The organism is Bacillus luti (assembly GCF_009739945.1).
In the GTDB taxonomy this organism is placed as follows: Bacteria; Bacillota; Bacilli; order Bacillales; family Bacillaceae_G; genus Bacillus_A; species Bacillus_A luti.
This window is the reverse complement of record NZ_CP040336.1, coordinates 4,688,860-4,714,424: the sequence shown is the minus strand read 5'-3', so window position 1 is coordinate 4,714,424 and position 25,565 is coordinate 4,688,860. Positions and strand designations below refer to the sequence as shown.

Annotated in this window: 12 protein-coding genes, 3 pseudogenes and 2 riboswitches; of the genes and pseudogenes, 10 read left to right on the top strand and 5 right to left on the bottom strand. The window is 34.2% G+C overall.

What is annotated here, in order from left to right:
• Positions 1–35 precede the first annotated feature (35 nt).
• The 4 genes from EUC40_RS23810 to topB all read left to right on the top strand — a co-directional run bounded on the left by EUC40_RS23810 (position 36) and on the right by topB (position 8,019).
• Complete coding sequence (locus EUC40_RS23810) at positions 36–1,673, top strand: PTS transporter subunit IIBC (RefSeq protein ID WP_156576758.1); 1,638 nt, start codon at positions 36–38, stop codon at positions 1,671–1,673.
• 4 nt (positions 1,674–1,677) lie between these two features.
• The gene (locus EUC40_RS23805) at positions 1,678–2,469 is read left to right on the top strand and encodes an endonuclease/exonuclease/phosphatase family protein (RefSeq protein ID WP_156576757.1); all 792 of its coding nucleotides are present in this window, start codon (positions 1,678–1,680) and stop codon (positions 2,467–2,469) included.
• Between the two features lie 305 nt (positions 2,470–2,774).
• Complete coding sequence (locus tag EUC40_RS23800; RefSeq protein ID WP_071710498.1) at positions 2,775–5,636, top strand: YhgE/Pip domain-containing protein; 2,862 nt, start codon at positions 2,775–2,777, stop codon at positions 5,634–5,636.
• Positions 5,637–5,829: 193 nt separating this feature from the next.
• On the top strand, positions 5,830–8,019 hold the full coding sequence (topB, locus tag EUC40_RS23795) for a DNA topoisomerase III (RefSeq protein ID WP_156576756.1): 2,190 nt from the start codon (positions 5,830–5,832) through the stop codon (positions 8,017–8,019).
• Between the two features lie 75 nt (positions 8,020–8,094).
• On the opposite strand, the gene EUC40_RS23790 is transcribed toward topB, so the two are convergent.
• From EUC40_RS23790 to EUC40_RS23775, 4 genes and pseudogenes are all read right to left on the bottom strand, one after another.
• The gene (locus EUC40_RS23790) at positions 8,095–9,576 is read right to left on the bottom strand and encodes a hypothetical protein (protein WP_156576755.1); all 1,482 of its coding nucleotides are present in this window, start codon (positions 9,574–9,576) and stop codon (positions 8,095–8,097) included.
• A gap of 236 nt (positions 9,577–9,812) precedes the next feature.
• Complete coding sequence (locus EUC40_RS23785) at positions 9,813–11,552, bottom strand: ATP-dependent helicase (protein WP_156576754.1); 1,740 nt, start codon at positions 11,550–11,552, stop codon at positions 9,813–9,815.
• Entirely contained in the window at positions 11,537–13,600 is a 2,064-nt protein-coding gene (locus EUC40_RS23780) for an ATP-dependent nuclease (protein WP_156576753.1), read from the bottom strand. Before EUC40_RS23780 ends, EUC40_RS23785 begins: the two co-directional genes overlap by 16 nt.
• A gap of 216 nt (positions 13,601–13,816) precedes the next feature.
• Positions 13,817–14,089 (bottom strand): annotated as a pseudogene (locus EUC40_RS23775) (toprim domain-containing protein); the annotation flags it as partial.
• Positions 14,090–14,298: 209 nt separating this feature from the next.
• Here EUC40_RS23775 and EUC40_RS27375 point away from each other — a divergent pair.
• The 4 genes and pseudogenes from EUC40_RS27375 to thiE form a co-directional block, all read left to right on the top strand.
• Positions 14,299–14,412, top strand: a pseudogene (locus EUC40_RS27375) (transposase); the annotation flags it as partial.
• Positions 14,413–14,480: 68 nt separating this feature from the next.
• Positions 14,481–15,835 (top strand): annotated as a pseudogene (locus EUC40_RS23765) (RNA-guided endonuclease TnpB family protein).
• A gap of 600 nt (positions 15,836–16,435) precedes the next feature.
• A riboswitch (TPP riboswitch) is annotated at positions 16,436–16,548 on the top strand.
• A gap of 70 nt (positions 16,549–16,618) precedes the next feature.
• On the top strand, positions 16,619–17,428 hold the full coding sequence (thiM, locus tag EUC40_RS23760) for a hydroxyethylthiazole kinase (RefSeq protein WP_156576752.1): 810 nt from the start codon (positions 16,619–16,621) through the stop codon (positions 17,426–17,428).
• A gap of 15 nt (positions 17,429–17,443) precedes the next feature.
• Positions 17,444–18,103: a thiamine phosphate synthase gene (thiE, locus tag EUC40_RS23755; RefSeq protein WP_156576751.1), complete on the top strand. Its 660-nt coding sequence runs from the start codon at positions 17,444–17,446 to the stop codon at positions 18,101–18,103.
• Positions 18,104–18,226: 123 nt separating this feature from the next.
• On the opposite strand, the gene EUC40_RS23750 is transcribed toward thiE, so the two are convergent.
• Positions 18,227–19,540 carry an anaerobic C4-dicarboxylate transporter family protein gene (locus tag EUC40_RS23750; protein ID WP_063221629.1) on the bottom strand — a complete coding sequence of 438 codons (1,314 nt, stop codon included), beginning with the start codon at positions 19,538–19,540 and terminating at the stop codon, positions 18,227–18,229.
• A 282-nt stretch (positions 19,541–19,822) separates the two neighbouring features.
• Positions 19,823–19,907: riboswitch (cyclic di-GMP riboswitch) on the top strand.
• A gap of 142 nt (positions 19,908–20,049) precedes the next feature.
• Between EUC40_RS23750 and EUC40_RS23745 the strand changes: the two genes are divergently transcribed.
• Together EUC40_RS23745 and EUC40_RS23740 are read left to right on the top strand one after the other, a co-directional pair.
• Positions 20,050–21,789, top strand: a complete 1,740-nt coding sequence (locus tag EUC40_RS23745; RefSeq protein ID WP_071710491.1) for a methyl-accepting chemotaxis protein — start codon at positions 20,050–20,052, stop codon at positions 21,787–21,789.
• Between the two features lie 169 nt (positions 21,790–21,958).
• Positions 21,959–25,531 (top strand): non-ribosomal peptide synthetase, encoded by a 3,573-nt coding sequence (locus EUC40_RS23740; protein WP_156576750.1) that lies wholly within the window; start codon positions 21,959–21,961, stop codon positions 25,529–25,531.
• Positions 25,532–25,565 lie beyond the last annotated feature (34 nt).

The window sequence follows — 25,565 nt, the reverse complement described above, 5'->3', positions numbered from 1 at the left end:
ATTATGTTGTTATAAATAAAGGGGAGGAAGAACAGATGAAAATTACGTCTTTTGATTTTTGGCAAAAGTTCGGGAAAGCATTATTAGTTGTTGTAGCTGTAATGCCAGCAGCTGGTTTAATGATTTCTATCGGTAAGTTAATTGGGATGTCTGCTGGGGATATTAACGCAGTTCATACAATCGCTCGCGTAATGGAAGACATCGGTTGGGCAATTATTACAAATCTGCACATCTTATTCGCAGTAGCAATTGGGGGATCTTGGGCGAAGGATCGCGCAGGTGGTGCATTTGCAGCGCTACTAGCATTCGTCTTAACAAACAGAATTACAGGAGCTATATTTGGCGTAAACGCTGAAATGTTAGCGGATTCAAAAGCGAAAGTTTCTTCAGTATTAGCAGGAGATTTAATTGTAAAAGATTACTTTACTTCTGTACTTGGTGCACCAGCATTAAACATGGGAGTTTTCGTAGGGATTATCACAGGTTTCTTAGGAGCTACTTTATATAACAAATATTATAACTATAACAAACTGCCACAGGCATTAGCATTCTTTAACGGAAAACGATTCGTACCATTCGTTGTAATTGTTTGGTCTACAGTCACTGCAATTGTATTATCACTTTTATGGCCATTCATCCAAAGTGGATTAAATGAATTTGGTCGCTGGATTGCAGCTTCAAAGGATAGTGCACCAGTTGTCGCACCATTTGTATATGGAACGTTAGAGCGTTTACTATTACCATTCGGTTTACACCATATGTTAACGATTCCGATGAACTACACAGAGCTAGGCGGAACGTATACAATGTTAACTGGCTCAAAAGTTGGACAAGTTGTAGCAGGACAAGATCCATTATGGCTTGCATGGATTACAGATTTAAATAACTTATTAGCAAATGGAGATACAAAAGCATATAACGATCTATTAAATAATGTTGTACCAGCTCGTTTCAAAGCTGGACAAGTTATCGGTTCAACAGCAGCGTTAATGGGTATTGCATTCGCGATGTTCCGTAATGTTGATAAAGAAAAACGTGCAAAATATAAACCAATGTTCTTATCAGCAGCATTAGCAGTATTCTTAACAGGTGTTACAGAACCAATTGAATTCATGTTCATGTTTATTGCACCAGTATTATATGTTGTGTATGCTATTACAACAGGACTTGCATTCGCATTAGCAGATTTAATTGATTTACGTGTTCACGCATTTGGATTTATTGAGTTAATTACTCGTACGCCAATGATGGTTAACGCAGGTTTAACAAGAGACTTAATCAACTTTGTCATTGTTTCATTAGTGTTCTTCGGTCTTAACTTTACGTTATTCAATTTCTTAATTAAAAAATTCAATTTACCAACGCCAGGACGTGCAGGTAACTATATTGATAATGAAGATGAGGCATCAGAAGGAACAGGAAATGTACAAGATGGTTCATTAGCAACAAAAGTTATTGATTTATTAGGTGGAAAAGATAATATTGCTGACGTAGATGCTTGTATGACACGTTTACGTGTAACAGTAAAAGATTTAGATGTTGTTGCACCAGAAGCACAGTGGAAACAAAATGGTGCTTTAGGACTAATCGTAAAAGATAAAGGTGTACAAGCAGTGTATGGTCCGAAAGCTGACGTATTAAAGTCAGACATTCAAGATATGTTAGGTGCGTAATAATATGAAATTGCTAACTTTAAATTGTCACTCTTGGCAAGAAGAGAATCAAATGGAAAAGATAAAATATCTTGCTAAAGTCATTCAAGAAGAAGAGTACGATGTCATCGCATTGCAAGAGGTAAGTCAGTCGATAGGGGCTAAAAATGTATGCGGTAGCAAGAAAGAAGATAATTTTGGACTTTTACTATTAGAAGAGTTAAAAGCGTTACATGTAAAAGATTACAATATTACTTGGGATTTCTCTCATATTGGTTATGACGTGTACGAAGAAGGATTAGCGATTATAACAAAACATAGTATTATAAAAGAAGATACGTTCTTTGTATCAGAAAACAAAGATACAACGTATTGGAAAACACGTAAAATTGTAAGTGCAACAATTGCTTATAATGGTAAGAATATAACGTTTTACTCTTGCCATCTCGGTTGGTGGAATGATGAAGAAGAGTCATTCAAAGGTCAAATCGATCGTTTGATGGAGCGTGTAGATAGTAATGAGCTTGCCTTCTTAATGGGTGATTTTAATAACAATGCTCGTTTGGAAGGCGAGGGTTATGAGTATACGATGCAAAAAGGTTTGTATGACACATATGAACTAGCGATAGAGAAGGATGAAGGAACAACTGTCCAAGGCGAGATTGCTGGTTGGGATGAAAATAAACATAATTTGCGAATCGATTTAATACTGTGTAACCAAGAGAAAACAGTTCGTTCTTCAAAAGTTATTTTTAATGGTATAAACCGAAATGTAATTTCAGACCATTTCGGTGTAGAGGTTCAATTAGATATATAATAGAAGAAATCCTCACAGATAATAAAAATCTGTGAGGATTTTTTTAGAAATACAAGTATTTCCAAGAGAAAATACTTGTATTTTTTATGACATTTCCTATATATTTGTTATTACTGAATGTAAAACTAATTTGGTCATTTTGTATGCATACTTTTTTTACTTCGTTATATAATGAAGTAAGTGAAATATTTAATGGGAATAATAGTATGTTTTCGTTTAATCCACGATGTAGAAAGTGATATAATTGCAAAATGTATGCATCATTTTCTAAAGAAGGAAAAATATATAATTAGGTGATAACTTATATGAAACAGATTTGGCGTATTTATAAGACAGACTTACGGAATGTGGCCAAACATTGGGCCGCGATTGTTATTGTATTAGGTTTGATGGTTTTACCATCGTTATATGCGTGGTTTAACATTAAAGCTTCTTGGGATCCTTACGGAAATACGAAAGGAATCCAAATTGCAGTTTCTAACCAAGATGTTGGGTCGAATTTAAGAGGAAAAGACATTAACATTGGTGAAGAAATTGTAGATTCACTTAAGAAGGACAAAAATTTTGGGTGGAAGTTTGTTGATGAAAAGCAAGCAATTTATGGAGTAGAGCGTGGAGACTATTCTGCAAGTATTACTATCCCAAAAGATTTTTCGGAAAAGATTGCAACAGTCTTGAATGAAAATCCACAGAAACCGGAAATTGATTATTACGTAAATGAAAAGGTAAATGCTATTGCACCGAAGATTACAGCGAAAGGTGCATCGGGTCTTACAGAAGAGATTAGTAAAAACTTTGTTAAAACAGCAAACGGTGAGATTTTTAAAATCTTCAATGACCTTGGAATCGATTTAGAAACGAACTTACCAAGTATCGAGAAAGTAAAAGATCTTGTATTTAAATTAGAAGCTCAGTTCCCAGAAATGAATACACTCATGGATAAGGCGTTAGATGATGCGACTCGAGCAGAAGATATTGTGAAAGTAGCACAAAAAGATTTACCTGTTGTAGAGAGTGTAATAAATGATGGGCAAGAAGCGTTGGCAAATTTAGATAAGTTCTTTGCTAATCAAGATCAAACGTTGAAAAACGCTCCAGGAACGATAAGAAATGATTTAGTAGCAGCAAAAGGCGTTATGGATAGTGCAGCTGCATTTACTGACTTTTTAATGAATCCGGGTGTAGACTTAAATATCCCTGATTTCTCTGGAATGAATGGATTACCTGAATTCCCTGCAAGACCGGATCTTTCTAAATTGAATAGTGATGGTTATAAGAGCATAGCGCAAAATATTAATCAAACAGTCAATAATGTTTTAAGTTCATCACGTGCAGGAACAGCTTATGGGAAAAGTGTTGTAAATGGATTGCAAAATGGGAAATTTGATCCAGAACAAGCAAAGAAAGATTTAAATGCTGTATCAGATCAATTACAAGCTCGTACAGATGGCATAGCGTATCTTATTAATGTATTTACTGAACTTCAAAACTCTGTGACGACTGATTTTGGTAAAAACTTCTTCCAAGGTCGAGTGGATCGCTTAACTAAGCTTAAAAGCGGTATGGAAAATGCGAATAACGGAATTAAAGATATCGTAAATGTTATTGGTACAGGACAAGAAGTAAAGAAAGATGTAACAGATGTAGCGAATCAAAAATTAGATGCAGCAAATGCATTAATTGATCAAGCTGAAAAAGATTACAACGAAACATTTGTGGCAGATTATAAAAAAGCAGTTAGCACAGTAGATCAAGCTAAAGCTGATGCAAATGAAATATACGACAATGCAAAAGCAGATTATGATAAAGCGAAAAATGGTCTTGAAAGTACTAAATCTAGTGTCCAAAAAGCACTAGAGGATGTGCAAAATAGAGGTGTTAATGGTTTAGAAGGTTCGAAGGAGGCCTTAAAAAGTTTAAATGGTCAATTCCAATCTGGAATCGGTTTAATTGATGATATGATTCCGGTTCTAGAAAGTACAAATAAGGTTTTAGCAGATGTAAATAGTGATAAAAACCTTAATAATGGAATTGCAAAATTAAATAAGGCGAAAAGTAGCTTGCAAAAAGGTGTAGAGGCAACGAATAAGGGAATTACACTTCTTAACAATGGCCAGAAACCTACAAAAGATGTAATTGAAAGTATTAACAACGCTGCGAAAGGCGGATCAGCTCAATTAACAGATGTATTATCGACGTATGATTCAGAAATTGTACCAGGTTTCAATACAGCAATTGCTCGTACAAAAGAGATGTCGAAAAATACAACTCAAATTTTAAATGATGCAGACAAAAAGCTTCCAGATGTTAAAAAATTACTAGAAGATTCATCAAAAGGCTTAGTAGACGGTAGAAAGAAATTAGCAGATATTAAAGCTGAAATGCCAGCTACTGAGAAAAAGATTAAAGAATTAGCAGATAAAATTCGTGATTTTGAATCAGAAGAGGATATAAAAGACATCATACGCCTATTGAAAAATGATGTTGAAAAGCAAAGTGACTACTTTGCGAATCCAGTAAATTTAAAAGAGAATAAATTATTTGCGATGCCGAACTACGGCTCAGCGATGTCACCATTTTACACAGTGCTTGCATTATGGGTAGGCGCATTATTAATGGTTTCATTATTAACGGTAGAAGTACATGAAGAGGGCGCGAATTATAAGAGCCATGAAGTTTACTTCGGACGTTTATTAACATTCTTAACGATAGGTCTTTCACAAGCGTTTATCGTATCAATGGGAGATATATTCTTACTCGGTACGTACGTAGTCGATAAATTCTGGTTCGTGTTATTTAGTTTATTTATTGGGGGAGTCTTCGTTTGTATCGTGTACTCACTCGTTTCTATTTTCGGAAACGTTGGGAAATCGATGGCAATTATTTTACTTGTACTGCAAGTAGCAGGATCGGGTGGTACGTTCCCAATTCAAATGACACCACCATTCTTCCAAGCGATTTATCCGTTCTTACCGTTCACATATGCAATTAGTGCAATTCGTGAAACAGTAGGTGGAATGCTTTGGGATATAGTAACTAGAGATTTACTCGTGCTAACTGCTTTCGTAGTAATCATGGTTGTCGCTGCATTATTACTGAAAAAGCCAATTAACAAATCGAGTGAAAAGTTTGTTGAGAACGCAAAAGGAAGTAAAATCATTCATTAAAATAAAAGGTTCCTACCGATAGTGGTAGGAACCTTTTTGTTTAATCAAATTTTAATTTTTTTAATGCTTCCGCTTAGTGGTTTTTAAACGAGCTATGTTAATTATGCTTGCTACATAAAAGGTGTTCCTTACTGTTCTTCTTGAAAACTGTGGTATATTAAACGTTATATAGTTAGTAAAGGAGTTTGAATAAATGGCAAAGAGTGTAGTAATTGCTGAGAAACCATCAGTTGCACGTGATATAGCAACAGTATTAAAGTGTACAAAAAAAGGTAATGGATTTTTAGAAGGTGACAAATACATTGTGACTTGGGCTCTAGGGCATTTAGTGACGCTTGCAGACCCAGAGGCTTATGATAATAAGTATAAAACATGGAATCTTGAAGATCTTCCTATGCTTCCAGAACGTATGAAATTAGTTGTTATAAAACAAACTGGAAAACAGTTTAATGCTGTGAAACATCAACTTACTCGAAATGATGTTAATGAGGTGATTGTGGCCACAGATGCTGGAAGAGAAGGGGAGTTAGTTGCACGTTGGATAATTGAAAAAGCAAGGGTGAATAAACCAATTAAGCGTTTATGGATTTCCTCTGTAACAGACAAAGCAATTAAGGATGGTTTTAATAATTTAAAACCAGGTAAAGCATATGACAATTTATATGCCTCAGCCGTTGCCCGCTCTGAAGCAGATTGGTATATTGGCTTAAATGCTACTCGTGCATTAACAACAAAATTCAATGCTCAATTAAACTGTGGGCGTGTACAAACTCCAACTGTAGCTATTATTGCTGGTCGTGAGGATGAAATTAAAAACTTTAAAGCTCAAACATACTACGGTATCGAAGCTCAAACAACCGATAAGTTAAAACTAACTTGGCAAGATGCAAACGGTAATAGTCGTAGTTTTAATAAAGAAAAAATTGATAACATCGTAAAAGGTCTAGATAAACAAAATGCTACTGTTGTGGAAATTGATAAGAAACAGAAGAAGTCATTCTCTCCTGGTCTGTACGATTTAACTGAATTGCAACGTGATGCAAATAAAAAGTTCGGTTACTCTGCGAAAGAAACATTAAACATTATGCAGAAATTGTATGAACAACATAAAGTGCTGACGTACCCTCGTACAGATTCACGCTATATTTCATCTGATATCGTTGGAACACTTCCAGAACGTCTAAAAGCATGTGGCATTGGAGAGTACCGTCCTTTAGCACATAAAGTATTACAAAAGCCTATCAAACCTAACAAATCATTTGTTGATGATAGTAAAGTAAGCGATCATCATGCGATTATTCCAACAGAAGGATACGTTAACTTCTCAGCCTTCACAGATAAGGAACGCAAAATTTATGATTTAGTTGTAAAGCGTTTCTTGGCTGTTTTATTCCCAGCATTCGAATACGAGCAACTAACATTACGTACCAAAGTTGGTAGTGAAACGTTCATTGCACGCGGAAAAACGATTTTACATGCTGGTTGGAAGGAAGTATACGAAAATCGATTTGAAGACGATGATGTAACTGATGACGTAAAAGAGCAGCTTCTACCTCACATTGAAAAGGGCGATACATTAACTGTAAAGTTAATTATGCAAACATCAGGTCAAACGAAAGCACCTGCACGCTTTAACGAAGCGACTTTACTTTCAGCAATGGAGAATCCTACAAAATATATGGATACACAGAATAAGCAACTTGCTGATACGTTAAAATCGACTGGTGGGTTAGGTACTGTAGCAACGCGTGCTGATATTATCGACAAGCTATTCAATTCGTTCTTAATTGAAAAACGTGGCAAAGATATTCATATTACTTCAAAAGGCCGTCAGTTACTTGATTTAGTACCAGAAGAGTTAAAATCCCCTACACTAACTGGTGAATGGGAACAAAAACTTGAGGCTATCGAAAAAGGTAAGCTAAAAAAAGAAGTATTCATTTCTGAAATGAAGAACTATACGAAAGAAATTGTTTCTGAAATTAAATCGAGTGATAAAAAATATAAACATGACAACATTTCAACGAAGTCTTGTCCAGACTGCGGCAAACCGATGTTAGAAGTAAACGGTAAAAAAGGCAAAATGCTTGTATGCCAAGATCGTGAATGTGGTCACCGTAAAAATGTATCCCGCACTACAAACGCACGCTGCCCGCAGTGTAAGAAGAAATTAGAATTACGCGGTGAAGGCGATGGCCAAATTTTCGCATGTAAATGTGGCCATCGCGAAAAACTTTCTACATTCCAAGAAAGACGTAAAAAAGAATCTGGAAACAAAGCTGATAAACGCGATGTTCAAAAATATATGAAACAACAGAACAAAGAAGAAGAACCATTAAACAATCCGTTCGCAGAAGCTTTAAAGAAATTAAAATTCGATTAAACTAATAAAAAAGAATTGCCCATCAATAATTTTGCTGGGCAATTCTTTTTTTGTATTAAGATTGAAAAGTGAAAATCAGCTTAGAAAAAGTGATATAAGTTTTTCTAAAGATTCAATTGCATCTTTTACATTTTTGGTGCTTACAATAACGTCTTCTTTACCGTGTACAACATCATTTCTTTTAGATCTTATTCTTGAGACCAATCTTTGCAATTGGCTGTTGCTAATGCCTAAAGGTGAAATTTGATTGCATTTTTTCATAATGGTAAAGGTTGTTGGAGGCATATTATTGATGATACCTTCTTGTATTGCTGCATTAAATTTTTCTTCGCTTATGAACTCATTTAAGAAGAAATTTTCATAAATGGGTTTTCCGTTTAGAAATGTTGTTATTTCATCAGTCGACATTCCCTTTGCTAAATGGTTTTTAACCTCAATAGCTAAAAAGTTTTCAAATGCGCTGTTTATTGATACGATTGCTTCTTTATGTTTTCCTCTAAGAAAGTAATCTTTTGAATCGAGAAGTAACGATTTCCATAGTGGTAATTCAATCTTACTAAGATTTTCGATTAAAAAGGTTTCTTTATCTTTTGTAATCCAAGGGATATTGGGGCTGAGTTTATAGTATGAAGTGGAATCAGCCAGAGGAATATTTCTAATCGTTTGATTTCCAGCCTTAATTACAACACTGTGTTGGGAAAGCATCTTATGTGAAATAGTCTCTATCCAATATTTCCCGGTGGTAACTCTAAAATGCTCAATGAAAAAATTCAAGACTTCTATACATTCTGCAATTACTTCAGAAATTTGATTAGTTTCTGAAATGCCAACTAGGTTTATATCTAAATCAGGATGTAAATATTTATTTATTGATAGGCTTGCTTTAGAACGGTTTGCTAATCCATATTTATCTTCAATTATCTCAATAAATCCAGTTCCTTCAACATTCAATATTTTATAGGGGCTATCTATTACTTCAATTTGAAGAGTAATTTGTGTTTCTTTATAAATAAAAGAAATAGGCCTTTCAGAGGCGATTATAGGAAAGGGTAGTTCTAAATTTATCGTTGTCCATACATTGTTTTGGACAATTGCAGAATAAATTTCTTGTAAGTCTGAGAAGTCATTTAAAAGTGAAGCGTTGATAACTTTATCAATATCAACACTTATATTATCTATTAATTCTTTTGCTGTTTTTAAATGATTTGAAGCACCATCTTGAAGGTATAACATTAAATACGAACGAGATTGAAGGAGTTTCATATTAACTTTGTTATCCAATAATTCATTGCTATATTTAGAGTGAGCAGTAGCACGGTTTATGTATTTAATACAATCTGCAAACTCATTTGAGTTAGCTAAGAATCTAGCTATATTTCTATAGGGATAATAAAGATTTTCTTCCATATGTATTCTATCTTTAGGTAATAACTTTTCGAATAACTCGAAAAATTTTTGTAAACTTTCTCTTTCAGTATTTTCATCTTGTTGACGTCTTGCTAAATGTGCTTGTTCTAAGTACCGATTACTTTCTGTTACAAGAGCTTTTCTTGACATAGTTCAATCACTCCATAAAATAAATTTATTCTAGATAATATGTATTTTATCATAATTAGTTGTTTGAATTATCTGGTAAAGTTCGAACTGATAGTTAAAAGAAAATTATTTTGTATATTGGTATGATGATATATAAATGAATAAAAAGAAGGTGATGTTCCACCTTCTTTTTATAATTATATAAAATATAATTAAATATATATGAAATATTCCCTTGAAAATTCTAATTGGTTTTATTATAAAGGTGTAACTAGTTCCTTAGTAGAAATATTTACTTCAGCTGATTCGTCTACTTGTATTATTTCAAAACCAATCTTTGTGAGTGCCTCTTTTTCATTTTCTTCTAATTTTTCAATATTAATATAGAGTCCAGAAATTGCCCTACTTAGTGCAACATAATAAACTCGATGTTCTTCTATGTTCATGTTAGGTGATAATAGAAAGGATAACGCTGTTCCTCGTTTTTTCTCAGGAACCATTACTAAAACATTTTCAAATTCATCTCCTTTAGAATGATGTATGGTTTTGAAGTTACTCATTTCTTCTAAAATTTTCATCTGAATAACTACCTTCTTATAAGTTAGCCCATCATATAATGCTTTTACTGCTCCCCTAGAGATAAGTCCAGTAACATTATACTGTCCTAAAATAAAATCATTATGGAAATAAGTAATGCTCTTATTTTCAAATTCATTGTACATATTTAAAAGTCTTTTTAGATTAATAAAAGCATCTTTATCAGTAAAGGATATTTCTTTACGATAAGCCCTTTTCATGATTTTTAAGGCTTCTTTTAGTTGAAATTGTTTAGCGAGTTCAATAGATTGGATTATATGAAAAATTCTCCATCCTCTATCACCGTTTGAATCTTGAAGAATAACATTAAAATTTAGATCTTCAAGTGATTCTGTATCATATTCAATAGAACTTGAGGTTTCTTTTTTATAGGTTAATACAACTGGCCTTTTTGATTTTTCATGCAAGTACTGGTAAGCACTTTTTTTTGTTCCTATAAGTAAAGAAGGTGATTCACCAGATTTATGGTCGGGAGAAAACTGCTCAAAGTCTTTTCCTTTACGCATATGGTTAAGGACATTTATAATCTTGCTACTTGATCTATGATTACCCTTTAAAGTATATAGATTCATATTTTCAAGTGAAAAAATCTCGAACGACTCTACATTAGCGCCCTGAAAAGAATAAATGGATTGACACAAATCACCAATTAATCCTATATTGGTTTCTTTTTGACCGATTATTTTAATAATCTCTGTTTGTAACGGGCTTGTGTCTTGAAATTCGTCAATTAGTATATACGGGAATTTAGCTCTGATGATGTCCTTTATTCTGTCGTCTTCCATTAAAATTCTATAAGCAAAATAGAGGACATCATCATGACTCAGCTTTCCTTCAGCCCAATATAAATTTTTATACTTATAATACGCTTCTTCTTTTAAGAAATATTTCCCTAGTCTACCATCGTGAGCATTTAAAAATTTTAATATGGGTATTCCATCTTCCAAAAACCATTGGAGTTTATTTAAAACGTCAGCTAGTTCCGCATCATCTAAATAACGCTGGCCGATATCAGTTTTCAATTGGATTATTTGACTACGTCGTAACTTAATTTGTTCATGGCCGTCTATTTTATCAATAGGTAAAGGGTTATCTTTTAGAACCCAAATGTATGGTTTTACAATATGCTTATAGCAGAAGCTATGTATTGTGCATATTTCTAATGATTCAATGGAATCTTCGAGTTTATTAATAAGAGTATTAACAGCAGTATTGGTATAAGTAATGCAAGCGACTTTTTTTGCTTTTCCAAGTTTACTTGATTGATGTAGAATTCTTTTAATATGATTGGTTAGAAAAGTAGTTTTTCCTGCACCAGGTCCAGCATATAATTTAAAATGCTCATCAATAGGTATGATACTTGTACTATTTTTCAATTCCGTAGCTACTGACAAATCCATTTTATCGCCTCACTTATATAATCTGGTGGTTCAATTGAGCCTTGTTCAGCTGTACTTATGATATAAGCAATTTCTTGAGCTGCTTCACCTTTAGAAATAGATAGTAAATATCGACTAGCAATTATACCTTTCTTTACGCTTAAATTATCTTTTAGTAATCCAAGAGCAAGCAAGTTTGAAAGCTCGTCTTTAAAGGCATTCTTCCGTATTCTTTCAACTATTTCTTTTATAGGTTTATCTTTTATAACAAGGTTCATTAAATCTTTAAGCTCCTGAGCATTAGAAACAGAGGAGGTTATTAATTCTGTGCAAGCTGGATTTTTTAAAACCACATCATACTCAAATGTAGAACTTTTTCCATAAGTCTGTGTAAAAACCTTAATTTTTGAATCATGCTGGTTATATGTTCCTACGAGTGTATTAGAAGTTTGTTTATATTCATATTCTTCAGGTTGTAAATCTAAAAAAATGGGAAGGCATGTTTTCCAATTATTATCCTCGTCTACGCAATTTTTCGATTTTCTAAGGGGATCTAAATCAGTTATACATGCTACTTTTTTGGTTAAAGCAAATTCACAGCGATTAGTATCAAATAATTTTAAGAAATGGTTGAAATATCTTCCCCCAATATTCAATACAGTGGTATGGCTGTCTGCTAAATTTAAATTCATTGAATTTGCAAATTCAGGAATAACGAGTTGTTCAGCAATACCCTCTACTAGAATTACATTTTGCGCAAAAAATAAATCCGCTTTTGTTACATCTAAAAATCTTTTTACGTAATTTCGTGATATGACATCTTCCTCACTTGAATCATTGAATACTTTACTTGGATATGCTATTTTAATTTCTTCATTAATTTTTTGAATAACTAAAATATCTTCTAAATCAACTGCAGCAGTTATATTTGGAGAATGTGAAGTAATAAATATTTGGTTAACATCTGAATCTTTATTTTCTTTTAGAAATTGTAAAAACTTATATTGCATACTTGGATGTAAATGTGCTTCCGGTTCCTCAATAGCTAATATGGAGAACACTTTAGCATTTGACCCTAAATATTCTCCAGAAGCATCTTTTTGCATTTTTGATAGTAAAAGGGAGATATAAATTAAATTATTATAGCCTAGCCCATTGCTAATGGCAGGTAGCTTAATTCCAGATTCTTTTTCGACAATGAGTCTTAATGCTGAATATAATTCGGTGTCCAAAATTCCTCCATCAAATGAGGGTTTAGATTCATCAATTCCAGCCCCAGTATTATTGACATACTTTAAAATTTGTTCTTCACCGTTTCTCATACGTTGCTGAAGTGATTCAATTATCTTCTTTGATCCAACTGAGAAGTCTCTTTTTTTCTTTTGAATTTGTTCTATTTTTTCCTTTTTTTCTAAATCACTGTTACTTTTAATATCGTAGTCCATAAAAAAGTCTATTACTTCTCTTAAAAGGCTGTTATTTCCTTTGAATAAATCTCTTTCGACATCACGAATTGCAGTTAAAAATTGAAAATCAAAACGATTTATTTCATCATTCTGCACAGAATTTTTGAATTCAGGATTTCCAACGTATACTCTATGAACATACTTTTTTAAGAAATTATGTTCAATAGCTTTCCAATATTGATTAATATCTTCAGTCGATATTTTTTTCATTAAATTTGTATATTCAGCTGCTTCTCTTTCAGGTAAGAAATATTCATAAGTAATTGTAGCTTCATACGGTGTATTAAGGGTTGTTAACCAGGTAGCTACTGTCACTAATTCATCTGAGTATTCACTTTCATTTTCAGATTCTTGTAGTTTGGCAGATATATATATTTTAGGTGGGCACACTTTTAGTTCTTCAATCGAGGCATTACGATTAAAATCGTTAATGTTTAACCTTTTACTCGAAGAATTATTGAAGAGTATATCTAATGCCTTTATGACAGTTGTTTTACCAGCATTATTTTGTCCAATAATTACATTAATCCCATCATTAAAATTTAGCGTTGTTTTTTTATTAAAAGATCTAAAATTGTTTATTGTTAACTCCGAAATGTACATAAAATCCTCCTTTTAATTCCTATTATATCCAGTTTGATTTTATAATATTTAAATATAAAATACTTCATTTAATAAATAAAAAGCACATAATTTAAAGAAAAATTATGTGCTTCTTTTTATGTGCAATTGTAAAAAGTATTAGATATCATTGTTATATCAAGGATGAAAGGTGTTTTAGGATTTATGTACAGTTATATTTTATAGAGATAAATCTATGTCTGTCGCTACAATAATTTCACTTACATCTTTTCTAAGTAGTTGGCTTTTCACAGCATTGAATTGTTTCTCAGTTTGTTTAATAACCGTTAATTTCAAACGCTCCGGTAGCATCGGTAAATCTTTTAAATCCCACTTTTTATATTTCACATCATAGCTTTCTGGGGCTGCTAATGTAACGAGATGACCTAAAGCCCAAGTTACAATATATTTACTACCTTCAAGATAGCCGTTTCCTTTTTTATCTTTTTTGGTAAGGAGACTCCATCTGATTTGTGTTACGGGTGAAGATCAACAATTCAGGTCCAGATGAATTGTCGTCAGTCAATAGACCAAACACTTTTGTTTCTTTCATAATAATTTTTAGAGGATGAATATTTTTTTCTTTTTGTCTTACGATATAATCTGTCGTAGATAAGGAGGGAATATATCGTAAGACAACGAAATTGGATAATAATAATTCGGTTACTTGAACCAAAAGGAATTATGATGAAGAACATGTTCACATTTTGTTCTATTTCGTTCCAAATATTGATTTGTCAAAAGTAATTAACAGTTACAAAAGTGTTAGTTCGCGTTTCGTGAAACGAGATTTCCTAAGATGATGTTTTATCTTAGGAAAGAAATAATTTTAATGAACCCTCTAAGAAAGGTGGTGAAAACAATGGACAGAAAGAAAGCGGTGAAAGTATTACGTAAACAAAAGAAAAGGGAAAACATACAACGATTCACTCAGAAACAGAATATCGGACGAGCTTGTCTCACAGCTAAAGAATTTCGTTTACTTCAGCGCATGTCGCATAGTTCAAAAGCACTGCGAAATGTTGGCTTGTACACGATTAAACAAAGTTATTTGAACCATAATAAAATGGCTACTGTAAAAGAAGTGGACACTGCTATGCAAGCCGATATGAACTACTCGAGCATGCAATCAAACTCTGTTCAAGCCATTCGTAGAGCCTTATTTACAGAAGTGACGGGCTTTTTTAAAGCATGGGAACAGTGGAAGAAAAAACCTGAAACATTCACAGGTCGTCCGAAGTTTCCGAATTATTCTCGTTCCACTGACAAACGAATTATTGAAATCTATCAAGTTCCAAAAGTGGATGATAACGGGTATTGGATGATTCCGATGAGTGTTGCATTCAGGAAAAAATTTGGATCCATTAAAATACGTATGCCTAAAAATTTAATAAATAAAAAATCTCCTACATTGAAATTGTACCGAAGCAAAAAGGTCGGTTCTTTGAGGTGCATTATACATATGAAATGCACGTTTCTCAAATGAAGAAAACATCCACGACTACTAGTAACGCTTTGAGTTGCGATTTAGGTGTAGACAGATTGTTAAGTTGCGTGACAAATACAGGTGATGCATTTTTAATTGATGGAAAAAAACTAAAATCTATTAATCAGTACTTCAACAAAATGATAAGTAATCTCCAACGGAAAAATATGAAAAATGGAATCTCGAAACGAGTTGTAACAAATCAAATGGCTACACTTTGGCATAAACGGGAAAGACAAATAAATGGTTACATTTCACAAACTGTAGGCTTGTTGTTCAAAAAAGTGAAAGCATTTAGCATAGATACGGTTGTCATAGGCTATAACGCTGGTTGGAAACAAAAATCTGATATGGAAAAAAAGAATAATCAAAAATTTGTTCAAATCCCCTTTCATAAACTGATCGCAGCAATTGAGAATAAATGTGTAAAAGAAGGCATCCGATTTTTGAAACAAGAAGAAAGTTATACTTCAAAAGCTAGTTTTCTTGATAAAGATAGGGTGCCAGTTTGGTCTAAGGATGATAGGACGCATTATCACTTTAGTGGCAAACGAATCACTCGTGGTCTGTACCAAAGTAAAGCAGGGGCATGTATCCACGCTGATATTAATGGTGCGTTGAACACATTGCAAAAATCAAAAGTTGTAGAATTGGATGAAAATCTCAAAGTGAAAACGCCGATTCTATTAGAGGTGCAAAAACGTAAGGCTGTTGCTTCGCGCATAGTTTAGTGGGTGTGTCAACCATCCATGTGTACTCGACTTGTCGGGGCTTGTAGCACACGCCGGATTCATCTGAGTGGTGGCTTCTTCCAAAAGGAAGAATTGCTCTTTCTCGAAAGGGCGGTGCAAGTGGGGAAACTATTGTTCGTTTCCAGTACCAACCAAAAACTTACTTGGGGTGTTACCATAAGGTGGCATGAATGCTAGAGCGTCAAACTGTCTAGCGATAGACGAAAAGACCTAGCGTTCTAACTCAATACCCTACTGAAACGTTTTAACTCAGTGGGGGGAGTTGACCACACTTCAGTACGCGAGCAATATCTCGTGCAACGGAAGGTTTTTCAGCGATTACAACGCTTTTTACCATATTTAAAACATCCTTTCAAAATTCCATACGTTAAATATAGCATACATCTTCTTGAGATTCAGTTACGCGCGAAGTTTGAATGCTTTTTGATGAATGGAAATGAAAATGGTGTTGAAGATGTTTCTATTAAAATAGCAAAAAAATTTGTTTCTTGTTATTCAGACCGTATTGTCATTTTAAGGACGGAAAGGTAAAGAACTTGTTATTTTATTAGAATAAGAGTAGACTTTGAAGTAGATGAATAATAAACACATGGGAGTTTGTGGATGCAAACTGAGAGTATGACTATCAATCCGTCATTGACCATTTGAACCTGTTGGATAATGCCAGCGTAGGGAGAGTGTAAAAGCACATATTCAGACACTTTGCGTACGCAAAGTGTCTTTTTGTGTATCTCCCACCATTATAGTTAGGAGATGAAAAAAATGAATGTACAAGAAATTAGTAAAGTAGTGGATTTAGTAAGAGATTCTAATCCGCTCGTTCATAATATTACAAATGTTGTTGTAACAAATTTTACAGCTAACGGTTTGTTAGCGTTAGGGGCATCGCCTGTAATGGCGTATGCAAAAGAAGAAGTAGCAGAAATGGCTAGCATTGCGGGAGCTTTAGTATTAAACATGGGGACACTTCGTCCTGAGGAAGTAGAAGCGATGTTACTTGCTGGTAAAGCAGCAAATATGAACAATGTACCTGTGTTGTTTGATCCAGTTGGTGCAGGAGCAACGTCGTATCGAACAGAAGTTGCGAGACATATTCCAGCTGAAATAGATTTAGCTGTTATCCGCGGAAATGCAGCAGAAATAGCGAACGTTATTAATGAGAGATGGGAAATTAAAGGGGTAGATGCTGGTGCTGGACAAGGGAATGTTGTAAGTATTGCAAAACAGGCAGCAGACGAATTGAATACAGTTGCGGTAATTACTGGACAAGAAGATGTTGTTACAGATGGAGAGCGAACTGTTTTTATTCGAAATGGTCATCCTATTTTAACGAAAGTTACGGGAACAGGTTGTTTACTAACTTCTGTAATAGGAGCTTTTACAGCGGTAGAAAAAGATTACGTAAAGGCAGCCGCGGCGGCATTAACATTTTATGGAGTCGCAGCGGAACTAGCAGCGGCTAAAACAGTAGAAAAAGGTCCTGGTAGTTTCCAAATTGAATTTTTAAATCAATTAGCGAATACAACTTCAGATGATATTGAGAAGTATGGAAAGATTGAGGAGTTAGAGTAAGAGGGAGTGAAAGAAATGGCACGCATTGAAATAGATAAAATGTCTAAGCTATTGCAAGTGTATTTTATTATGGGAAGTAATAATTGCATGAAGGATCCGCTAGCTGTATTGAAAGAAGCGTTAGATGGCGGAGTGACACTTTTCCAATTTCGTGAAAAGGGAGAAGGAGCTTTAACGGGAGAGAAACGTTTACAGTTTGCCAAAGAGGTGCAAGCACTTTGCAAGGAGTATGGTGTACCGTTTATTGTAAATGACGATGTTGAATTAGCCATTGAACTAGATGCAGATGGTGTTCACGTTGGACAGGATGATGAGGGAATTACATCTGTTCGTGAAAGAATGGGTGATAAAATTATCGGTGTATCTACACATACAATTGAAGAAGCGCGCTGGGCAATTGAAAATGGGGCTGACTATTTAGGCGTTGGACCTATTTTCCCAACGAGTACAAAAAAAGACACGAAAGCTGTTCAAGGAACGAAAGGATTAGCTCATTTTAGAGAACAAGGAATTACAATACCAATCGTTGGGATTGGTGGCATTACAATTGAAAATACCGCTTCTGTTATAGAATCCGGTGCGGACGGTGTTTCCGTTATTTCCGCGATTAGTTTAGCTGAATCTGCTTATGAAAGTACGAAGAAGCTAGTAGAGGAAGTAAATAAGAGTTTGTAGAAAAAAGGAACTTTACACAAATAAGTAAAGAATATAATGGAAGAATGACGTTTAAAAATATTTAAACAAACGTTTGATTAAAAAAGCACAAACCCTTTAAAATTGTAGGTTTGTGCTTTTTCTTTAAAACATAATTGATATTAAGAGCATTCCAATTCCGATAGAAGTAAAGGTTGCAATTAGGCCAGGAATCATAAAGCTATGATTTAGTACATATTTCCCGATGCCTGTTGTACCAGTGCGGTCAAAGTTAATGGCAGCAACGATTGTCCCGTAGTTTGGAATGAAGAAGTATCCGTTTACTGCAGGGAACATCGCAATTAGTAATGCTGGTGGAATACCAAGAGATAGTCCAAGTGGCATTAAAGCACGAACTGTTGCTGCTTGGCTGTACAGTAAAATAGATAGAATGAATAATGCGATAGCAAATAGCCACGGTGCACTTGTTACTAAATGCTGAATAGATCCTTGAATCATATTTAAGTTTCCGTTAAAGAAAGTATCTCCCATCCAAGCGATACCGAAAATAGCAACAACTGCTGTTGCGCCCGCTTTGAAGACATTACCAGAAACAATGCTTTCTACATTTGGTTTACAGAAAATAATAATAAGAGCTGCGATCGTTAACATAACCATTTCAATTGTGTTTGGCATGGAAAGACGGGCTAACTTCCCATCAACTATCCATCCTGGACGAAGTGCTTCAAATGAACCAAGAAGTACGACAAGGAAAGTTCCTAATAGGAAAAGGATAACTGATAATTTAGCGCCTTTTACACCGACAAATTCTTTTTTCTCTTCAATCTTAGGAATCATTCCTTCTTTTAATCGTTTTAAGTATTCAGGGTCTTCATTTAATTCTTTCCCCATTTTGCTAGCAACAAATGCAGCAACCATACAAGCGATGAAAGTGGAAGGGATACTTACTTTTAAAATATCTAATAAAGTGATTTTATAGTCAGCTAGCATTGCTAAAAGAGCAACTGTGGCAGCTGAAATGGGACTAGCTGTAATTGCTTGTTGAGAAGCGATTACGGCAATTGACATTGGGCGTTCAGGTCTAATTCCTGATTCACGAGAGACTTCTGCGATAACAGGAAGTACGGAATAGGCAACGTGACCAGTGCCAGCACATAGTGTGAATAAATAAGTAACAATTGGAGCAAAAAAAGTAATACGCTTTGGATTTTTTCGTAATGCTTTCTCAGCTAGATGAACAAGATAGTCCATTCCTCCAGCAGCTTGCAAAGCACCCGCAGCAGTAATTACTGCTAAAATCATAAGCATTACATCGATAGGAGGAGCGGTTGGTTGTAAGTGGAAGACAAAAACAAGTATTGCCATACCAACTCCACCCATTACTCCTAAACCAACTCCGCCTAAGCGTGCACCAATAAAAATACAGAGTAATAAGGTAAGAAATTGTAGCCAAAACATGATAAACTACCTCCGAAATTCATAAGTTAAGATATATTCGAATAGTTTAATTTGAATGAAAATTAAATAAATAATCAAAAGAAACCTCGATTTTTCTACATTTTTTATTATATAACACAAAAAAAGTAACATTCATGTATTTTTTGAAATTATTTCGAAAAAATAATACATTGGAACTTTACATTTATATCTCTAAATAAGTGGACATTTTAATCCGTATGTTGTAATCTTTGAAAGAGAATAATTTAATTCTCATAGAACTCCCATATCGTTCAACTCGTTCAGCGAGAAAGGCAAACTGATGGAAACATGAGGACGCAAAACTACAGGAGCTAAGGTCGAAAGGCTATGCTAGCCAGTTACCGGACGGATAGGGTTGGTCTTGACCAATGCTTTTTTCATTGGTCTTTTTTTTATATTTATAACCGTTTGAGAATGGTTATCGATTAGGTATAAAGATATTTTAATATTTAAATTTTATGTGGGTTTAATTTAGAAAGGTGATGTTAATGAAAAAATATTGGCACAAGCTATCGTTTCTTCAAAAAAATGTACTGTTAACTGTACTCGTTATTTTGACGCTTGTAGGTAGTATGGGGGCGTTAAGTTTTAACATGTTTCAAAATAGTATGATGTCTTTATTTGAAAGGCAGTCTTTTGAAACTGGAGATGCGGTATTACATAAATTAGATGCAGAAATATTGAGAGATGTTGCGAAGGACCCAACGGCACAGAGAGAGAAAAGAGAAAAGTTAACAGAGCAGTTAGATGAAGTTACAAAAGAATTGAGAAGTGTTGGACAAACGTATGTTGTTGGAGCAAAAACAAATACAAAAGGTGAGCTGCAGGTAGTTGGTTTGACTACGGAATTAGCAAATGCTGTTCCAGTAAAACCAGGAGATTATTATGAACAACCCGCTCATTGGATGAAGGCATACGATAAAGTAATGAGCACACAAAAAGCACAAATAACGGAAATATATGAAGATGAGCTAGGGTCATGGGTAACGATATTAGAGCCAATTACAGATGGAGAAGGAACCATTGTTGCGATTGTTGCGGCTGATGTAGATGCTTCTATTGTTCCTAGTACAAAGAAGAAATTTACGATGCAAGGTTTAATGTTTATTTGTATTTCAGTTTTAATTGCGACAGTTATCCAATTCTTAATTGTGCGCAATTCACTTGCTCCATTGCGAGATTTACGCGAAGGGTTGCGTAAAGTGGGCGAAGGAGATTTAAGTATTAAATTAGAAGAAAGACCAGATGACATTGGTATTATTAATGCATATTTTAATAATACTATCGAGAAGTTTAAAGGAATTATAGATAAAGTGAAACAGACGGCAGAACAAGTTTCTTCATCTTCACAAGAATTGTCAGCAAGTACAGAGGAGAATAGCATGGCAGTTCAAGAGATTGCGAGTTCTATGGTAGGATTAAGAGCTGGTGCCCAGTCTCAAGAAAATTCTGTACAACAATGCTTAGGTATTGTACATGAAATGGAAAATAAGATGGAAGAAATAACAGGGGCTGCGAAACAAGTCGCGGTTGCCTCAGAAGGTATGGAGCAACATTCAATTGAGGGTAATGGAGTTATTGAACAAATTATTAATCAAATGAGTTTGATCCAAAATGCAGTACAAGATTTATCTTCTATTATTTATTCGTTGGAAACAAGATCAAAAGAAATTAGTGATATTGTAACTGTAATTACTGGCATTTCAAATCAAACAAATTTATTAGCTTTAAATGCTTCTATTGAAGCTTCACGTGCTGGAGCTGCTGGACGAGGATTTGCTGTTGTTGCTGATGAAGTGCGAAAATTAGCAGAACAAACGGAAGCATCAGCAAAAGATATAGCTAAATTAATTGGGGAAACACAGGCCGAAGCAGAAGAGGCTGTAGTTTCAATGCAAAAAGGTTCAAAAGAAGTAGAGTCTGGAATTACACTCGTTCAAAGTAGTGGTTCCTTCTTTGAGAAAATTTCAAAGTCAGCCCAATCTGTTACAAATCAAGTTAGAGCCGTTTCTAGCAATTCAAGTGATATATTGCAAAATAGCCAGAACATTGTTCGTGTTGTAAATGAACTATCACATATTGCAAATACGTATGCGAATAGTAGTAGTAATATTGAAGAGAGTATGAAAGAACAGGAAATGTCAGTACAAGATATAGCTGAATTAGCTACTTCTTTAAGCTGGCTTTCACAGGAGTTACAAGAGTTAATTGGGGAATTTAAAAGTTAATATGACAATATAAGGTGTAGATATAATCTGCACCTTTCTCTCTAAAAATAATAATCTAATATCCGAATTTTAGGATGTTGTAGTGTGATTTTAATCATTGGGGGAAGATGTCCTCCGATGATTAAAGTTTCATTATATTTTTATAATATGGAGAGCGAGAGGATTCAGAATGAGTATTTTGTTAAAACGTTCATATATGGAGAGATATGAACAATTTTTGCAACATAATTATGAACCGCTTATGATACCGAAAGATTTTCAAGTAAGTGAATATAAGCAGAGGAAAGTAAAGGGTAGCAAAGGGATTGAACAAAAGAAATTAGATGTAATAGTAGCAGCTTTTATATGGCTGCATCATATTAGTAATGAAAAGCGAATAGTCATTCCTTATTATATAGGACATAGCAGTTATCCGTTATGTATTACGATTGCACAAAAGCTTTCTTATGAAGAGTTGAAATTAGAAATTAGTGATCAAATGATGCAGTTAGAGAGCATGGAAGAAGTACAAAAGGTGTTGTTACAGTACGATGAAGAAAAGTGGGGGAAACCTGCAATTACAGTCGGAAAAGAAAATAGAAATAGTCAATTAAACATTATTGAATTCAAGAATAATTGTTTCGAAGTTTCTTATAATGAAATGCAATTAGAGGAAAAAACAGCGCTTCGCTATATGAACCAAATTCAGTATGTAATTCAGCAAGGTATTGCAAATGAAAAGCAATGTGTTGTAGATATGAATATTATTACAGAAGAAGAATTAGCGATATATAAAGAGATGAATTGCACAGAAGTACCATACCCGAATAAAAGTATTGCGGATATGTTTTATGAAACCGTAAGGAAATTTTCGAATCGTATAGCTTTATCTTCAGTGGAAGGAACATTAACATATGAACAATTGAATAAAAAAAGTAATCAAATTGCTCACATGTTATTACATAATGGAGTGAAACAAGGTGATTATGTCGGTATCTTTATGAAGAGAAGTATTGATACGGTAGTCAGTATAGTAGCCGTTTTAAAAACAGGTGCGGCATATATTCCGATTGACCCAGATTATCCAGCAAATCGAGTGCAATATATTATTGAGGATAGCCAATCAAAATTAGTTTTAACGAAAGAAGCGAAAGTACCGTTTGAGGATATTCGGGAATTATCTCTTTACGATATGGAACAGTTTCCGGAGACGGATGTAAACTTGTCTATTCACCTTGATGATATTGCATATATGATCTACACGTCTGGTTCTACAGGCAATCCAAAAGGAACCATGCTTGCACATCGCGGAGTAGTGAATTTATGTACATGGATGCAAAGACATTACGAATTAAGTGAAGAAGATATTTTCGCACAGTTCCCGTCATTTAGTTTTGATGCATCTATTTGGGAGTTATTCGCATCATTATTTTGTGGTGGAAATGTATATGTATTATTAGATGAGCAAAGAATGTCAGTGGATGCTTTTGCAAATGCAATTTATAAAGCAAAGGCAACATCTATTTTAGGTTTAGCTACAATTTTCTTACAGCAAGTAGCGACATATCTTCCAGACGAAAGTAAGTATAAGCTGGATTCATTAAAGAGAATTGCAGTTGGTGGAGAAATGCTTACTGCTGAAGTGGTGAAATTATGGCGAGAGAGAATTGGTACCCATGTTCAGCTAAATAATGCATATGGTCCGACAGAGTGTACAATTACAACAACAACATATCCAATTCCAGAGGATTTAAATGACAAACTTGCTAGTATTCCAATTGGAAAGCCAGCAGATAATTATAAAGTTTGGATATTAAATGACAACATGAAGATTTGTCCAATTGGTATACCGGGAGAATTGTATATAGAAACAGTGGGTTTAGCGAAGGGTTACTTTAATAAACCAGAAAAAACAGAAGAAGTATTTATTCAGCACCACATAAAACACGATAGTAGGATATATAAAACAGGTGATATTGTAAAAGTATTGGAAGATGGAAACATTGAGTTTCTATATCGTAAAGACAATCAAGTGAAAATTAGGGGGCACCGAATTGAGCTTGGTGAAATCCAAAATACAATTGCGAAATACGAAATGATAAAAGATGCAGCTGTGTTTACGAAAAAAAGTGAAGAAGGTAGCCATTATTTAGTTGCTTTCTATACAACAATTAATGAAGTTGCTATGGAAACCTTAATACACGATTTAAGAGAACAATTACCAGATTACATGGTACCATCTAAATTAATTTATATTAATGAATTGCCACTTACACCGAATAAAAAAGTTGATTTGAAGCGATTAGCACAACTGGAAGAAGAATACGAACCAGTTCGTCTACAAGAATATGTTGCACCGTCTACTGAGGCGGAAAAGAAAATAGCACAAGCTTGGGGTGATGTATTAGGAATCTCGAAAATAGGTGTTCATGATGATTTCTTTACAATTGGTGGACATTCATTGAAGGTGTTACGAGTTTTAACTTTACTGAAAGAGAATTTTCCATATTTAACAATTCAAGACTTCTTCCAGGAAAGAACAATATATGGGTTAGCACAAATTGAAAGGATAGTAAAAGTGGAGGAAGAAGAGGCATTTCGCGCATATAAAGTAATTCATGAGCCAGGGCCAATTTCACATATAAAAGAAGTGAAAAGCGGCACAGTTTCAAAAATCTTTTTAACAGGAGCTACAGGCTACTTAGGTTCCCATATTTTATATGAATTACTAAAAGATACAACAGCGCACATTTATTGCTTAGTAAGACCGACACAAAACATACAACAAAGAATTGTTAACACATTAACAAGTTATTTTAATGATATAAGTAAGGATTGGCTACAACGTATAACGGCAGTACCTGGTGATCTTGGAGAAGAGTATCTTGGTATGAGTGAAGAAGAGTTTCTACTCATACGTTCTAAGATTGATACGGTAATTCATTGTGGTGCAGATGTAAGGCACTTTGGAGATGTATCTCAGTTCATAAATGTAAATGTTCATGGAACAAGCCGCATGCTAGCATTAACAGAAGAAGGAGCGTCATTCCACTTTATTTCAACAATTGGTATTCCGATAGAATTAGCGATAGGGCAATGGGATACATATATCGAAACAGGTGATTTTAATTACGATGTAGAGTTAGAGAATGTGTATTCTGATAGTAAATTGCAGGCAGAGAACCTTGTCCGTGAAGCTTTAAAGGGCGGTGTACAAGGAAATATTTATCGTGCAGGTAACTTAGCATGTCATTCGAAGACAGGTGTATTCCAACGAAACATTGAAGGGAATGCATTTTACCGTCTTATTAAAGCGATGTTACTCATTGGACAAGCTCCAAATGTGAAGTGGAAAATCGATTTTACACCAATTGATTTTGCTAGTAAATCAATTGTAGCGTATTTACAAGATCCAAAAGTTGTAGGGGAAACGCTACATATATGCCATCCAAATCAAATTGAATTTGAACATTTCATACAGCTAATTGAGGAATGTGGATATAATCTTGAAATGGTTTCACTCTCACAATATATAGATACTGGACTTAAGTTAGCGAAGGAAGATGAAGTAATAGCAGAGCTAATTGCTTCGCAAGTTGCAGGTGATGGAGCACAACAATCTGAAATTGTAATGGGTACTCGTAGAACGAATGAATGGATTAAGAAAAAAGAACTGGTAGTGCCAGCAATTAACAAAGAATTTATTCAGCAATTATTAGTTCATGGTGAACGAGTTGGATATTTTCCAAAGATAATGAAATGATTATGTATGGTTTTGTTTGTTCAATAAAATAAAT